14 protein-coding genes are annotated in these 15,547 nt (G+C 49.1%); 4 read left to right on the top strand and 10 right to left on the bottom strand.

The features are described from left to right. Positions 1 to 170 precede the first annotated feature (170 nt). The 6 genes from V4C51_RS03405 to V4C51_RS03380 all read right to left on the bottom strand — a co-directional run bounded on the left by V4C51_RS03405 (position 171) and on the right by V4C51_RS03380 (position 4,601). Positions 171 to 362, bottom strand: a complete 192-nt coding sequence (locus tag V4C51_RS03405) for a hypothetical protein (RefSeq protein WP_330924722.1) — start codon at positions 360 to 362, stop codon at positions 171 to 173. A gap of 490 nt (positions 363 to 852) precedes the next feature. Then, a complete protein-coding gene (gene acpP, locus V4C51_RS03400; RefSeq protein ID WP_330924721.1) occupies positions 853 to 1,086 on the bottom strand; it encodes an acyl carrier protein in 234 nt (77 codons plus the stop codon). 166 nt (positions 1,087 to 1,252) lie between these two features. Then, positions 1,253 to 1,999, bottom strand: a complete 747-nt coding sequence (gene fabG, locus V4C51_RS03395) for a 3-oxoacyl-ACP reductase FabG (protein WP_330924720.1) — start codon at positions 1,997 to 1,999, stop codon at positions 1,253 to 1,255. Then, positions 1,996 to 2,949: an ACP S-malonyltransferase gene (gene fabD, locus V4C51_RS03390; RefSeq protein WP_330924719.1), complete on the bottom strand. Its 954-nt coding sequence runs from the start codon at positions 2,947 to 2,949 to the stop codon at positions 1,996 to 1,998. Before fabD ends, fabG begins: the two co-directional genes overlap by 4 nt. A gap of 900 nt (positions 2,950 to 3,849) precedes the next feature. Further along, positions 3,850 to 4,035 carry a 50S ribosomal protein L32 gene (gene rpmF, locus V4C51_RS03385; protein ID WP_330924718.1) on the bottom strand — a complete coding sequence of 62 codons (186 nt, stop codon included), beginning with the start codon at positions 4,033 to 4,035 and terminating at the stop codon, positions 3,850 to 3,852. Positions 4,036 to 4,046: 11 nt separating this feature from the next. Then, positions 4,047 to 4,601, bottom strand: a complete 555-nt coding sequence (locus V4C51_RS03380) for a YceD family protein (protein ID WP_330924717.1) — start codon at positions 4,599 to 4,601, stop codon at positions 4,047 to 4,049. 273 nt (positions 4,602 to 4,874) lie between these two features. Here V4C51_RS03380 and V4C51_RS03375 point away from each other — a divergent pair, with 273 nt between their 5' ends. After that, entirely contained in the window at positions 4,875 to 5,468 is a 594-nt protein-coding gene (locus tag V4C51_RS03375; RefSeq protein WP_330924716.1) for a Maf family protein, read from the top strand. 707 nt (positions 5,469 to 6,175) lie between these two features. On the opposite strand, the gene V4C51_RS03370 is transcribed toward V4C51_RS03375, so the two are convergent. The 4 genes from V4C51_RS03370 to rluC all read right to left on the bottom strand — a co-directional run bounded on the left by V4C51_RS03370 (position 6,176) and on the right by rluC (position 10,730). Further along, positions 6,176 to 7,555: a hypothetical protein gene (locus tag V4C51_RS03370; RefSeq protein ID WP_330924715.1), complete on the bottom strand. Its 1,380-nt coding sequence runs from the start codon at positions 7,553 to 7,555 to the stop codon at positions 6,176 to 6,178. A 467-nt stretch (positions 7,556 to 8,022) separates the two neighbouring features. Next, positions 8,023 to 9,012, bottom strand: a complete 990-nt coding sequence (locus V4C51_RS03365; protein WP_330924714.1) for a S49 family peptidase — start codon at positions 9,010 to 9,012, stop codon at positions 8,023 to 8,025. 46 nt (positions 9,013 to 9,058) lie between these two features. After that, positions 9,059 to 9,733 carry an HAD family hydrolase gene (locus tag V4C51_RS03360; RefSeq protein WP_330924713.1) on the bottom strand — a complete coding sequence of 225 codons (675 nt, stop codon included), beginning with the start codon at positions 9,731 to 9,733 and terminating at the stop codon, positions 9,059 to 9,061. Further along, complete coding sequence (gene rluC / locus V4C51_RS03355) at positions 9,726 to 10,730, bottom strand: 23S rRNA pseudouridine(955/2504/2580) synthase RluC (RefSeq protein WP_330924712.1); 1,005 nt, start codon at positions 10,728 to 10,730, stop codon at positions 9,726 to 9,728. Before rluC ends, V4C51_RS03360 begins: the two co-directional genes overlap by 8 nt. Before the next feature lie 484 nt (positions 10,731 to 11,214). On the opposite strand from rluC, the gene V4C51_RS03350 reads away from it, so the two are divergent. The 3 genes from V4C51_RS03350 to V4C51_RS03340 all read left to right on the top strand — a co-directional run bounded on the left by V4C51_RS03350 (position 11,215) and on the right by V4C51_RS03340 (position 15,171). Continuing rightward, on the top strand, positions 11,215 to 11,346 hold the full coding sequence (locus V4C51_RS03350; RefSeq protein ID WP_330924711.1) for a hypothetical protein: 132 nt from the start codon (positions 11,215 to 11,217) through the stop codon (positions 11,344 to 11,346). 92 nt (positions 11,347 to 11,438) lie between these two features. Next, on the top strand, positions 11,439 to 14,357 hold the full coding sequence (rne, locus tag V4C51_RS03345) for a ribonuclease E (protein ID WP_420797627.1): 2,919 nt from the start codon (positions 11,439 to 11,441) through the stop codon (positions 14,355 to 14,357). A 511-nt stretch (positions 14,358 to 14,868) separates the two neighbouring features. After that, complete coding sequence (locus V4C51_RS03340; RefSeq protein ID WP_330924709.1) at positions 14,869 to 15,171, top strand: hypothetical protein; 303 nt, start codon at positions 14,869 to 14,871, stop codon at positions 15,169 to 15,171. Positions 15,172 to 15,547: the final 376 nt, after the last annotated feature.

The following is a 15,547-nucleotide window of genomic DNA, read 5'->3' as shown; positions in this document are numbered from 1 at the left end:
TTTGATGAAGAAGCAGGAATTTTTAGACCAATTTATCGCAACCGCAGTAGCGCAGTAGCGCAGTAGCGCAGTCTATTCTCGGACAGGCCCCTAGATGGTAGTGTCTGCAAAACAGTGGCTGGTCATCGCCCACTATCGCAAATATTCATAACAATCAGGTGTTGGTTGATCTAATGTGAGGACTCGCGCCTGAAAGTGCGAGCATACAACACTGAGCAGCTACCAAGGTAGATACCGTTCTTTTCTGGCGCTTTGTTGCTGATGGCAGGAGAATCCTTGGCTTTTCCCAGCTTACGAACCGTCCCACACCCTCTCACCAACAAAGGAATACCCTTACCAACCCACTTTGTTCCAACGTCCATAATAAGATTCATTTAGCGCTTTTGATCACGAGGCTGGCATTGCCTTGTCAGCGTGTACATATTCATCGCAAACAAAAAGGTCTTGTCTGTTGCAACTTTTTGGGCGAGTGTGACTGCGATTCGCACATGCTTGAGCGTGTAGGGCGCAGCAATCCTTCCTGTTTGCGCAGCTTTGTACCGCGTCCTGATAAACCAGGCACGGCCCATCCATTGCCACAGAATCAGCTTTTGCTGATCTGATGGATTGGCTTTGAGTCAGATACCCTGAAGCATTTCTTTACCTTATGAAAAACGACATACGAATTATAACATTCCGCAATGTCACAGCAAGGCTAACCACATTTCGCTGTATAGCCCCGCTCACCCCTGAGACAGATTTGCCCCAGGGTTTCAATCAAAATTTCCTTGAGCGTTAAAACGTTTCCCGCTCAAAAACAAAAGCCGCACCCTAAGTGTGTGCGGCTTTTGTCAACAATCTACCGAGAGACTATCAGGAACGTGCTTCAACGTAGTCGATTGCTTCCTGGACAGTCGTAATTTTCTCAGCATCTTCGTCTGGAATCTCTGTTTCGAACTCTTCTTCCAGAGCCATCACCAGCTCAACAGTGTCCAGAGAGTCCGCGCCAAGATCTTCTACGAAGGACGCACTGTTGGTCACTTCTTCTGCTTTCACGCCAAGCTGTTCGCAAACGATCTTTTTGACGCGCTCTTCATTGGTACTCATAACCCAGTTATGCTCCTATTACTTTTTGGTGCAGCCTGTGCTGCGATTAGATAGTGTATAGGGTTGATTACGATAATTTCAAGCGGTTCAATGCCAATTAGCGCAATTCAACAACATCGACTAAAAAAACGACTAGAGTCGTATTAAAAACGGGCAGCTAACCCGATTAGCCCATGTACATGCCACCATTAACGTGAAGCGTATCGCCGGTAATATAACTACCAGCCTCGCTGGCTAAAAAGCCTACAACTGCCGCAATCTCTTCGGGACGCCCTATGCGCCCCAGAGGAATTTGCTGCTTAAGTATTTCGTGTTGCTCGTCAGACAGGGTTCGGGTCATATCCGTATCAATAAAACCGGGGGCTACTGTGTTGACAGTGATATTCCGAGAACCCACCTCTCGCGCCATGGCGCGGGAAAAACCTTCAACACCCGCTTTTGCTGCCGCATAGTTGGTTTGCCCCTGGTTACCCATAGACCCCACAACAGAGCTGATATGAATAATACGTCCCCAACGCGCTTTCGTCATACCCCTTAATACCGCTTTACTCATGCGGAAGACTGCACTGAGGTTCGTCGCAATAACCTGATCCCACTCACCCTCTTTCATTCGCATCAAAATATTATCACGGGTAATACCGGCATTATTCACCAAAATCTGAGGCGTACCATACTCAGTGGCCACCGTTTTTACAACATTAATGCACGCATCAGCATCGTTAACATTCAGGACAACCCCCTGGCCACGAATACCTGCGTCATCCATTGTTGCAGTGATACGCTCTACACCCGCTTCTGTCGTCGCCGTACCAATAACAGTAGCGCCAAGACGCCCCAATTCTATGGCAATGGCCTGGCCAATACCACGGCTCGCACCGGTAACCAGCGCAACTTTACTATCCAGACTGCTCATTCCTGATTATTTCCCTTTTCAAGCATTACCAGAAGTGAATCCATCGCAGACAATGACGCCACAGGTGTCACGGCAATACGACGTGCAATGCGTTTATTCAACCCTGCCAGCACTTTACCGGGCCCACACTCGACAAAGTGCGTCACCTGGCTTTCAACCAAGGTAGTAATCGTTTCAACCCAGCGCACAGGACTATAGAGCTGAGCCACGAGATGTTGTCGAATCCCTTCCTCATCCGCGCGCACATCCGCTGAAACATTGTGCAGTACCGGGATTGAAGGCACACTCACGGATAACGCAGTAAGTTCATCAGCCAGCTTCTGTGCTGCCGGTTTCATCAGCGCACAGTGGGATGGCACACTGACAGGCAACAAGATAGCCTTTCGAGCGCCCTCTGCTTTTGCCCGCTCCACCGCCAACTCCACGGCAGCAACATGCCCGGCAATCACTACCTGTCCCGGCGCATTAAAGTTTGCCGCTTCAACCACCTGACCTTCGGCCACCGCTTTACAAGCCTCGAGCACAACCTGATCATCAAGCCCTAAAACTGCCGCCATGGCCCCTTCGCCAGCGGCAACCGCTTCTTGCATATAAAGCCCACGCTTATTCACCAGTGATACGGCATCAGCAAAGGCAATAGAGCCGGCACATACCAGCGCAGAATACTCACCCAAACTATGCCCTGCCAGAAATTTGGGCCTTACCGATGTTCTTGATGCCCACAAGCGCCACAAGGCAACACTGGCTACCAACAAAGCGGGTTGTGTAATAGCCGTCTGATTCAGCTTGTCGGCAGGGCCGTTCTGAAATAATGATAACAGGTCAAGCCGCAGCACGTCGGACGCTTCTGCCAACGTATCAGCCACAACCGGTTCAGCCACATAATCAGCTAACATCCCAACCTGCTGAGAACCCTGACCGGGGAAAAGGAAAGCCAATGTATCTGTCATTGAAACGCGCATGCTCCAGAAAAAACTCAGGCAATTATAGGAAAAACCACGCCTAAGATGCGTAAAATTATGTTGCCAAAAAAACAGGTATTCTTTTATGCCAGCGCACTGGGAGCCTGTCGGACTTAAGACAATTTCTGTCTACAATCCAGAAAGCGCGAGAGAGCGCGGCCAGAATTTCCGAACAATTTGCTTAAATAGGTCAACTATTCGCACAAATTGATCGAACATTCTGACTCGCCCTACTGAATTTTATGCTCGAAAGCATAAGTCCGACAGGCTCCTGAGCAAAAACCTCGTAGGCCACCCCGTAGTTTAATGCAATTACCCGGGTATTAACATCTCCTTAACACCGACTTCCAGCGGCTGAATCTTTTCTCCTTCCAGCTCAATGACTGCCTGGCAGATGATCCGGCAAAAGCACCGTGACTTTTCACGACAACTCCCTGCAATCCGAGAAAGGTAGCACCATTATAATGATAACGCGTGTGAATACGGTATTTATATGAACAATGGAAAAGCGGACGTTATTCAAATCGGAAAATCGACAGGCAAGACTGAGTGAGAGCGCTGTTGCCAGGAGCCTGTCGGACTTAAGACAATTTCGGCCTGAAATCCAGAAAATGCGAGAAAGCGCGAGAAAGCGCGAGAAAGCGCGGCCAGAATTTCCGATCAATTTGCTTAAACAGGTCAACTATTCGCACAAATTGATCGAAAATTCTCACTCGCCCCACTGAATTTTATGCTCGAAAGCATAAGTCCGACACGCTCCCAGCCAGAAATTCGGGTCAGCGCGTTTCTTCAGCAACTTGAGCATAGTGCAGATGCGAAAACAGGGACTTTCGTCCCCGCTAATGACACTACTTATCGAATGCTAACGCCATCTGCTATAAAGCAGCATTACTCCCCGTCTTTACCGGTGGAGATCACCTGACGACCACGATAGAACCCGTCAGCAGTCATGTGGTGGCGGCGGTGGACTTCACCAGTTTGAGCATCCTGTGATAACTGGGAAGTGCCCAGCGCATCGTGGGAGCGACGCATATCACGCTTGGAGCGAGTTTTACGGTTTTGCTGAACAGCCATTTTTAACTCTCCTAAATCGTCGTTTTGGCACCAGTTTTCAGTTTGGCCAATACACTGAAAGGACTGCCGGTCTTTGCACCCTCTTCCAACTCATTAGCGGCCTCAGCGACCACACCACCTGCGCTAAAGCTCTGCGAAGCAGAACACGCCTCAGGCGCATGATAAGGAATAAGTGGCAGTGCCAGCAACAACTCATCTTCCAGCAATGGCACCAGCTCAATGGGTTCTTCCTGCAGAAAGAGGGGATCATAATCCGCAGGCAATGCCTTGGCCTGCTTTTCAGTCCAGACAGCCATTAACAAGATGTCCGCATAAACCGGAATATCAGCAGTATCAAGACACCGCTGACAGATCATTTTACAGTCTACGCAAAGACGCCCTTTCAGCACCGTTCTGCCGAATTCATCCTGGTAGAAATGTAATGAGACCCCGACTTCTCCCCTGCCATCAGCAAGCGCATCCACCAGCCGACTGAAACGATTCAGTGCCAGCGAACCCTCAAACTGCATACCTTGCCGCGCCAATTTACGCGGATCAACGGTTTTGGGTAATTGCCCGATTAACATAAGCGCGCCATAATAGGGCCAAGCCCCCGGTCTGTCAAAGGATTTCACCCCCTATTTCTACCTACTCAGCCCCCACCGACAGTAACAGAAAAGCGTGTAAAGCCTATTACGGGCCATGGGACAAGGTCATCAACCTGTTACAGCCATTGATTGCACAAGGAGCCTGTCGGGCTTAGGCTTTCGAGCATGAAATTCAGTAGAGCGAGTCAGATTAGTCCGACAGGCTCCAAGAGCATTGACACGATAATCATTTTTTTAACGATAAACACACCTATGCCACTACCGATTGTACTCGCCTCAAGCTCACCGTACCGAAAAAAACTCCTGGAAAAGCTGGGGATGCCGTTTATTTGCCACTCCCCCAATACCCGTGAACAACCTCTGCCTGACGAAACACCCAAAGCCCTGGCAACTCGCCTGGCCAGTGAAAAAGCATGGGCTGTGGCAAAACAGTACCCACGCCATTTGATCATAGGCTCTGACCAGGTAGCAATAGTTGACAACACTGTACTCAAAAAGCCCGGCAATGAAATAAGGGCAGTAAAGCAACTCTCCTTATGCAGTGGTAAAACTGCCACCTTCTTCACCGGCGTTACGCTGCTGAACAGCCAAACCGGCCAGCAACAAGACCACTGCGAACCGTTCCACGCTACCTTCAGAACGCTGACTCAGGCACAAATTCGTCAGTACGTACAAAAAGAACAACCCCTCGACTGTGTCGGCAGCTTTAAATGTGAAGGACTGGGAGTGGTGTTATTTGAAAAAATGACAGGGGATGATCCGAACACACTGGTAGGACTGCCTTTGATTGCGCTGACCTCCATGCTTTTGCAAGTCGGTATTCACCCACTTGACGTTACTGGCTAGGAGCCTGACCGAGAATAGCGCCCGTAGCGAGGATTACGAGAAATTGAGGATAAAAATTTCTGCTTCTGAGGATAATAGTGGGGCTATTTGACGAAGAAGCAGGAATTTTTAGACCCATTTATCGCAACCGCAGTAGGGCAGTCTATTCTCGGACAGGCTCCTAGGAGCCTGTCGGACTTATGCTTTCGAGCATAACATTCAGTAGGGCGAGCCACGCTGAGACAAAGCAAAAAGCGGCAAAAAAACGCGATTTACAGGGGTGAATCAGCATTTTTAGCCACTGTTCAACACGTAATACTTTTGCGACAGCTACTCAAAGCAAGGGATTATACGCCGTTACAACAAAGGAGAGTAGCCCCACCGAGTGACAAAACAGGGCTTGAAGGAAGTAACGTTGCCGTCATTTGATCCCTCAGTCTTTTAAGGGAGCAAAGGACGGCAGGTTTGTTTATTGCGCTCTTGTTATTATTGTTATCACCGCTGTATTTGTTTTTGTTATCAGCGCGTCGCCGAGTCTGCCTGACAGTTGTTTTTATTATTGTCTTGCCTCGACTTGCCGCAAAGAGTATTAGCAAATTACTTACAAGTCAACACTTTGTACGTATCCATGCCTATTTTTTTGGTAGACCGTGAATACGGCCTGGTTCCCTGATAACGTGTTAACCAGACCCAAAAAGTTCCTGAAAGTTCACCATGGGGCTGCGCCCCTATACTTGCAACATTACATGCCCCTGGCGACGCGTCAACCACTGAGGCTTGGGGTTTGGTAAAGGCTTAACCCCGCAACGCTTTGCTACAGGAGCAGCGCCAGGAGCCTCAACTTCACTTACCCCCTGCTCACTCAGGTCATCATCATCCTCATCGCTGAAATCTTCATCGATAACCTCATTCCACAGCTTGTCATCAAGACGACGGTCAAGTGTTGCGTAAAACTCACGGATAATTGTGTCTTCTGTCCGCGCGCTTTTCAACGCCGACTCTAAACAATCCATCAGTTCTTCAACAGTCCAGAAACCACCGCCTTCACCTGGTTTTAACATGGCAACCACTTTGCTCATAACCGCCCTGGATTGCTCAACGGTTAATTTATCAACCAACTTAACACTGAGCTTTTGCATTTGTTTAGTGCTTTCATTGGTTATTGATGAATTCAAGCCACTGAATGCCTGCATTTCATTTTGAACAAATCCTGCCAGCGCAATTTTATTCTTTGTTTTCATTCGACACGCCCGGGCTGCCTGAGACACAGGCTTTTTAAACGACTCAGGTTTGCGTGTTCTGGCAGCGTAATGTGTTGAAGGCTGCGTTTCAGTCTTATCCGATGGCATAACCGGTTTAAAAAGATCAAAGCCATTTTCAGTAATAACGACTTTCAGGTTTTTCTCCCTGGCTATTGCCATTAGCAGGGCTTTGCCTGAATGATACTTATATCTGACGACACACTGAGCATCGCTCATCTTCTGCAATGATTCTTGAAAAGTATTCTGTAAGCCGGTAAAAGCACTGCTGACCAACGTTTTTCGCGCCTCTGCCAGACTCTTGAAAGCACCACATTTAGACAGCGTGCTGTTCAATGTTGCTATATACCGTCTGAGTACAGCTTTTATTTGTGATACCTTCCATCCCTTTTTGAGAGCTCCCTCACATTGTCCTATAACACGCGCACTGAAACTGTCGTCAAAATAACGTTTGTTTTCAGAAGTGACAAGACTCAGTTGGGCTTTTATAAAGCCAGACATATCATCGAATAACGTCTTGATTTGGAAACGGGGTAAATTGATTGCTTCAGTTACTGCTCGCGTCGGCGGCAGGGGAGCAGGTCGACGTAACTTAGTTTGGCCGGCAGTCACGGCTCTGACACCGATAATACCCTCTTGCGCTTTATTGGTATGACTAATCAAACGTGGGCTACCGACAGTCTTTCTGGTAACTCTGGTAACAACAGGCGATTCAACAATGGCTCGCATCTTTTCAAATGTTGCCCATAAACCTTTGCAAGGGTTTCCTGCAGCCGCAAAGCCTCTTGAGGCTATATTTTGTAAGCCTTTGATTAGGTTTGACGATCTGAAATAAGAAAAATGAGCCATAACACTTCCTCCCTGAAGTACTAAACGTTATCGAATCACTTTAGCCTTTCAAGCCTGAGTAATATCGATTGTTCCCTGTGTTTGATAGCGCCCCATTAACCTTTGAGCCGTGTAGACTTCCATTCAATGGGTAATTACATAGACCCCGTGTTGGTTAAAAGAGTTCCTGTGATTTATCAAAATACAGTGTATTCAACCCCTTAATAATACTTTTGTCTAACAAAACCCATAAAATAAAGGGGCTGAGTCCTGGGAGCCTGTCGGACTTAAGATAATTTCGGCCTGAAACCCAGAAAATGCGAGAAAATGCGAGAAAGCACGAGAAAGCGTCGGCCAGAATTTCCGATCAATTTGCTTAAACAGGTCAACTATTCGCACAAATTGATCGAAAATTCTGACTCGCCCTACTGAATTTTATGCTCGAAAGCATAAGTCCGACAGGCTCCTGGGGAAAAACAAAACAGGTACTACTTTAGTTGTAAGCCGCTACCGCCCATGATTTGTAACATTACATGGGCTGCGCTTGCGCCAAAATTACGAGCAAAACGTTCCAGCGGGGTAATTTTAGGCGTGAAATCCACAATGTCAGCTTGACCGACAATGTCTCTGGCAACAAAGCCAGCACTACCGAGTCCATCGATCAATCCCAGATCCATAGCCTGTTCGCCACTCCAGATCATACCTGAAAACAAGTCTTTATTTTTTTTCAGCCTGTCACCACGACCAGCTTTGACACTGTCGATAAACTGCTGATGAATCGTCTCAAGGGAAGCCTGCCACAGTTTTGCCGCTTCTTTATCCCGAGGCAAGAACGGGTCCATAAACGCCTTATGCTCACCTGAGGTATAGGTGCGGCGGGTAATCCCCAGTTTTTTCATAGCATCCACGTAACCAAAGCCAGAGGAGACCACACCAATTGAACCCACAAGACTGGCTTTATCAGCGTAAATGGCATCAGCGGCAGCGGCAACATAATAGGCGCCTGAAGCCCCAATATCGGTGATGACCGCATAGAGCGGAATGTCGGGATACAGTTTGCGCAACCGGACAATCTCATCATAAATATACCCCGACTGCACAGGACTGCCCCCGGGACTATTAATACGCAGCATAACCGCTTTGGTTCCCTTGTCTTTAAAAGCAGCCCGCAACCCGATGACAATATTATCCGCACTGGCATCACCATCATCACTAATGGGACCACGCAGATTAACCAACGCCGTATGGGAGCCGGCAGGAGCGCTGACAGGCAACACATCTTTTGAGGACAGGTAAATCAAGCCAACTATGGCAAACATCAAAGTAAAAGTGAGTAGTTTGAAAAAAATTCCCCAGCGTCGGGCACGCTTTTGTTCTTTTAGCGAATGCAACGTCAGGCTTTCCAACAATTGCCAGGCTTTGCCTTCTTCACCAACACCTCCATTATAACTCTCTTCAGGCTTGCGCCATTTATCCATATTACTCTCTCCAGATACTTCAATGTTGTTGCTGCGATAATGACACTCACTGTAAGCCGTCTTGCCGCCTCAATCCCAGCCAGTGTGTAATATCATCAAAATGATCCGCTATGAGGACAGGCTTATAAGCTTTTAACCGTTCAGCGCTTTGCGCTCCATAGCTCACACCGATACAGTCAATACCCGCGCGCCCAGCCATAGCCATATCATACACAGAGTCCCCCACCATAAGGGTTTGACCTGCCGTCACTGACAACGTTGCCATCATCCGCAATACCATTCCCGGATCAGGCTTGGAGGGTGCCTCGTCAACAGTCATAGTGGCGTCAAAGTAATCGCTCAAGCCATTACCTTTAAAAGATCGCTCAAGCCCCGCACGGCTTTTACCCGTTGCCACCCCCAGCAAGGTACCGGTGCGTTTTATCCGCGCCAACCCTTCAAGGGCACCTTTAAAAGGTACGGAAACATTACGCTCCAGTACCCCATGACAGGAACGATAAGCGATGATTAAACGCTCCAGCTGAGCGTGAGTGGCTTTAGGATAAAGTGTTAACAATGCTTTATCCAGACCAAGACCTATCACCTCCTGGCATGCAGATGGCAAAGGCTCCGGCAGACTTTCCTGGCGTCCCGCATATTGCAGCGCTGCCACGATATTCGGCAAAGAATCCACCACAGTGCCATCCCAGTCAAAGATAATCAGAGAATAACGGTTAATCATTGTTCAAGTTTTTTAATACCTTTTGCAAGTCATCGGGCAAAGGGGCTTCAATGTTCAATGTCTTTCCATCCGCCAAGGTCAATCCAAGACTGCTGGCATGGAGGAATAACCTTCTGAGCCCTGCCTGTTGCAGCACGGTATTATTGGCATCACTGCCGTATTTAGTGTCCCCAAGTATTGCATGCCCGGCATCCTGGCAATGCACACGAATCTGGTGTGTTCGCCCCGTCAGAGGACTCGCTTCCACCAGCGTTGCGTTGCGCAGGCGTTCAAGAACACGGTACCGGGTGCGCGATGTTTTTCCTTCGGGATGCACCCGAACCATCCTCTCACCGGAGCGTAACGTATTTTTTTGCAGAGGCGACTTCACCATCAGTCTACGGGCCGGCCAACGCCCCGCCACCAGAGCATGATAAAGCTTCTGCACACCCTCTCGCTGCTGTAACTGACCATGAAGGTGGCACAACATACTTCGGCGTTTAGCAATCATCAAGCAGCCTGAGGTATCTCTGTCGAGGCGGTGCACCAGCTCCAGATGTTTCTCATGGGGGCGCATTTGCCGCAATGCTTCAATTACCCCGCAGTTAATACCACTTCCACCGTGGACAGCCAGCCCCGCAGGCTTGTTAATAATAAGCAGACGCGCATCTTCATACAGCACAGTATCAGCCAGTTTATCCATCACTGACACGGGTGCGCGAGTGGCTTCTTTTTCTGTCACCCGCACGGGAGGAATCCGCAATGTATCGGCTGCTTGCAAACGATAGTCCGCCGTCACCCGTTTTTTATTGACCCGCACTTCACCCTTGCGAATAATCCGATACACACGGGTTTTCGGGACACCTTTCAAAAGTCTACTCAGGTAATTATCAAGCCGTTGCCCCGCCTCTTCCCCATCAATGGTTATCCATCGAACAGAGGGCGTCGGCCCCTGGCTTACTGAACATTCTGGTATTGGCTTGCGACTTCCCGCACCTTGGGGAACAGAATTTATCATAAACTGTCTATTCATAATGCCATGGTATCAGCTTTCACTCATTTGAAGCACCCACTGATTACTGATATAGTTGAAAGACTGCCTTACGCCAATACGATAAGGCAGTTCGATTTTTTGAAAGCTGTGCACCTGAGTCCTGGCTATTGTCGCACTTATGGTAAAGAAGATACCGAGAAAGCATCATAAAATACCGTGATGCGTGACAAGGAGCAGCACGTTATTCCATCAGGACTCAGACAGGATGTGCAAAGCGCGGCGCGCCGCCCAGAAGAAGCAGGGGCGCGCTGTCATTACTAATCTGCGCTGACCTCTCCCGTGCAGGATCCGATTTTCAGAACCTGTCTGGAAAAATGTTCGTAGCTAATGCCATGGGTCGCCGAGTCACTTTCAGGCTCCGCCTCTCATCAAAGCCACGGTTTTTCTGACAGATTTTTTTGGAAGAGACCGTGGCCAGTATTGCCAGAATGCATAATGGTCACAGGGTATGATAACACTCCTCCTGTCAGGCCGACTGCTGGTACAGGTCTCTTCTACGCTGTGGGCAACTATGCAGGTATGTCACACAGGGCAATGCTGTTCCATTAATAGCGAGCTGACGATCATCGCCAGCGGCTAAGGCAACAACTGCCGACTTCTATCAGCAAAAAGCAGTTTTATCGGGTCATAGCACGTCAGATGAGGGGTTGGTCTCAAGCGAACCGGACCTCTATGAAGAGAATGTTGATCAACGCAACCCAGCAGGAAGAACTGCGTGTTGCACTGGTAGACGGACAACGTCTGTACGATCTGGACATTGAATCTAGCACACGTGAACAGAAAAAAGCGAATATTTACAAGGGTAAAATTACTCGCATTGAACCCAGCCTTGAGGCTGCTTTTGTAGACTTTGGTGCCGAGCGTCATGGTTTTCTGCCTTTGAAGGAAGTCTCGCGCGAGTATTTCTGCAAAACCTCTTCCGGCCGTCCCAACATCCGTGAAGTACTAAAAGAAGGCCAGGAACTGATTGTCCAGGTTGACAAGGAAGAGCGAGGCAACAAAGGTGCCGCTCTGACAACACTCGTGAGTATGGCAGGCCGCTACCTGGTACTGATGCCAAATAATCCCCGTGCCGGCGGCATTTCCCGCCGTATCGAAGGAGAGGAAAGAACCGAACTGCGCGAGATCCTCAGCAACCTGAACATCCCCGAAGAAATGGGTGTCATTGCCAGAACAGCCGGACTTGGCCGCTCTCTTAAAGAGTTACAGTGGGATCTGGACTACCTGCTGAATAACTGGAAGGCCATTAAAGACGCAGCGGCTAACCAACCTGCGCCTTTTCTGATCTACCAGGAAAGTAACGTTATCATTCGCGCCATTCGCGACTATCTGCGTCAGGATATTGGTGAAGTGCTGATTGACAAACCCAGTGTTCACCAAAAAGCCCTGGATTTTGTTCAGCGGGTAATGCCTCAGTACCAGCAAAAACTCAAGCTGTATCAAGACAGCGTGCCGCTGTTCAATCGCTTCCAGATTGAATCCCAGATTGAAACCGCCTTCCAGCGTGAAGTGAAGCTGCCTTCCGGCGGCTCTATTGTGATTGATCCTACAGAAGCGCTGGTATCTATTGATATCAACTCCGCCAGGGCAACCCGCGGTAGTGATATTGAAGAAACAGCCCTGAACACCAACCTCGAAGCCGCCGATGAAATTGCCCGTCAGTTGCGTCTGCGTGATATCGGTGGTCTGGTTGTTATCGACTTTATTGATATGGGTCATAACCGCAACCAACGCGAGGTAGAAAACCGTATCCGCCAGGCACTGGGTATGGATCGCGCGCGTGTGCAGACCAGCCGTATTTCCCGCTTCGGCCTGCTTGAAATGTCACGTCAGCGCCTGCGTCCATCCTTAGGAGAAACAAGTGGTGTTGTCTGCCCTCGCTGCTCCGGTCAGGGCAGCATTCGCGATGTTGAGTCCCTGGCTCTGTCCATCATGCGACTGATGGAAGAAGAGGCCATGAAGGATAAAACCTCAGAGATTCGTGCTCAGGTACCCGTCTCTGTGGCCGCTTTTTTGCTGAATGAAAAACGATCCGGCATAGCTTCCATCGAAAAGCGCAACCAGGCACGAATTATTATTGTTCCTAACCCAAACCTTGATACGCCTCACTACGATGTTCAGCGCCTGCGCGATGATCATTTGGCAGAGCTGTCCGCCTCCAGCAGCTACGAGCTGACGCACAATGACAGAAGTGCTGAAGAGCCAGTCACAACCGGCAAACCCCTGCAAAAGACAGAAGCCGCCGTTAAACCTGTTACCCTCAGACAACCAGCACCGAGCGAACAGAAAAAACCGGGGATTATCCGCTCTTTCGTAAAAGCACTGGGTGATATTTTTACCACCGAAGAAGAGCGGCCAGCACCGGCTTCCAAGCCACGTTCCCAACCTCAAAAGCCTGCTGCTCACCAGATCCCCCCTCGCGATAACAATCGCCACCAGCAACGCCAGTCCCAAGGTCAGCAGCGCCGGTCTCCCCGCCAGGAAAACAACCAAGAACAGGAGACACCTTATAAGGATCGCCGTCGCGGCAATCGCCAGCAGGAAACACAAAACCGCCGTCATTTTGATACCGAGCAACGCGAGGATAGAAGAAAACCCCAACAACGCTCTCCATCAACACGACCCACTGAACAAGGCCGGGATCAACGTGATCAAAACGATGGTCAGCAGCGTAAGCGCCGCCCCAACACCCCTAATCGCCGCAAAAGCAACCGACCTTCCCAGCGGGAACCGCAACCTGTACAAGAACAACAACTACCGGTCATGGTTTCTCCTACGCAGGCACCAGCGACTGTCTCTGAAAACGCGCCAGAGCCTCAAAAGCCAAAAGTGACACCTGCTCCGGTGGCACTCACTGCCAGGGATGAGCCTCCCAAACCGTTGATCACAGAACCGGCTGAAGCTAAAGCGGAACAGCCCGTTTCTCAGACTCATCAGGAAAGACGGCAGAATAAATCGCCACGCTTTAGCAACCCTTTGCCAAAAATGGCAACTGAGGACAAGCTTGCGCCAGAAGAGTCCAGTTATGCGCAACCGGTTATAAAACCAGGTACTGTTGCGCCTGTGGCAACTCAACCTGCGGCGCTCGATACTGAAAAACACGCGACTGCTGCTCCTGCATCCACAACCTCTGATAGCACAACCTCTGATAGAGGCGTTCAACAAGAAACAGCCATGCCCGCTGTCCCTGTGGAAACACAACAGCCTGTCAGCGCATCTATAGAAACACAACAGCCTGTCAGCGCACCTGTGGAAACACAACAGCCTGTCAGCGCATCTGTGGAAACACAACAGCCTGTCAGCGCGCCTGTGGAAACACAACAGCCTGCTAAAGCAGCAGGGCCAGGCCAAGAGCAAAGGACAGAAAAACAAACGTCTGTTAACAGCCCAGTGATCACGCCTACGCAAACAGCACCTCAGACCTCCCCTGCTGCTAAATCAGAAAGTCCAGCACCAGCAGTGTCTCCCCGCCGTCGCCGATCTCGTGCACACAACGACCCTCGGCTAAAGCGTAAAAAAGCGGCTGAGCAACAAGCCACTGTAATCAGTGAGCCATCAACGACTCAGGCACAAGAAGAAGTATCCGAGTAAACGCCAAAAGACACACGGGCGACCTCAACAAGGTCGTCTGTTTTTTTATCCTCTTCTTATCCTCAAAGCTAGAATGAACCGCTTTCAGCGTTGAGCAAAAATCTACACGAATGCTCTTCGGTCATTATTTTATCAGCTCCAGTTCTTTAATCCTGAATTCAGGATTAAAAATTTCTCTCCAGTGAGATGGCTGCTTTTATCGCCGGTTGCAGCGCATAAAAAATTGTAAACAGTTTCTATGGAGGGTATGATGGCCGCATCTAAACGTGCTAAAGAACTTATGGGTAAAACCCGACTTGGTAGACACGCGCTGGTACTAAGTGATCTACAGCTACGGTAGTCTACAGCTACGGAATACGAGCGCTGGGCTTTGAAGAAAGCTATTGATCAGGTAGCAGAGGAGTTGGATGGAGGATTCATTTCGTTCTAAATACCGACGAAACATAAGGATATGGTAGACCCTCTATTAAATGCTTCCCAATAATGTTTTTATATTTAATAGGTGATTATTATGCCTTTTGGTAAATTCTTTACAGCAATTAGTATTACTGCAGGTGCAGTTGCTTTAACTGTTAGCTCTGTATCAGCGCAGGCTGATGGACTTCCGCTTCAATTCAAACAGGAGAAGCGTGAGGTCAAGCAGAATGTACGCCAGGCTAAAAGGGAGGTCAAGCAGGATGTACGCCAGGCTAAAAGGGAGGTCAAGCAGGATGTACGCCAAGCTAAAAGGAATGTCAAGCAGACTAAAAGGAATGTCAAGCAGGATGTAAGACAAGCAAAACGTAATGTTAACGTGATAGGACTTACGCATTGATGGCGGCGGAAAATCGAGGCAAAGCTTCCCAATGCCCGCGGTTGTTTCCTCCGCCAAGCTAAGGCTCTGGTGGAGGCTTTGACCCTGCGCTATTTGATAAAAAAATCCACTCTTCTAGGAGCCTGACCGAGAATAGACTACCCTACTGCGGTTGCGATAAATTGGTCTAAAAATTCCTGCTTCTTCGTCAAATAGACCCGCTATTCTCCTCAGAAGCAGAAATTTTTATCCTCAATTTCTCGCGATCCTCGCTAAGGGCGCTATTCTCGGTCAGGCTCCTAGTGGTGCCAAGCTCTAATATCCATCCCCTCTATGCTACCAATGGCCGAGCTTTGTAAGTCCACTTAAATGGCTTGGCCAATCTGGTATTAAAAAA

Origin of the sequence: Candidatus Sororendozoicomonas aggregata (genome assembly GCF_031528575.1) — a bacterium.
Taxonomy (GTDB): domain Bacteria; phylum Pseudomonadota; class Gammaproteobacteria; order Pseudomonadales; family Endozoicomonadaceae; genus Endonucleibacter; species Endonucleibacter aggregata.
The sequence above is the reverse complement of the archived record's forward strand: the minus strand, read 5'-3'. Positions and strand labels throughout refer to the sequence as shown.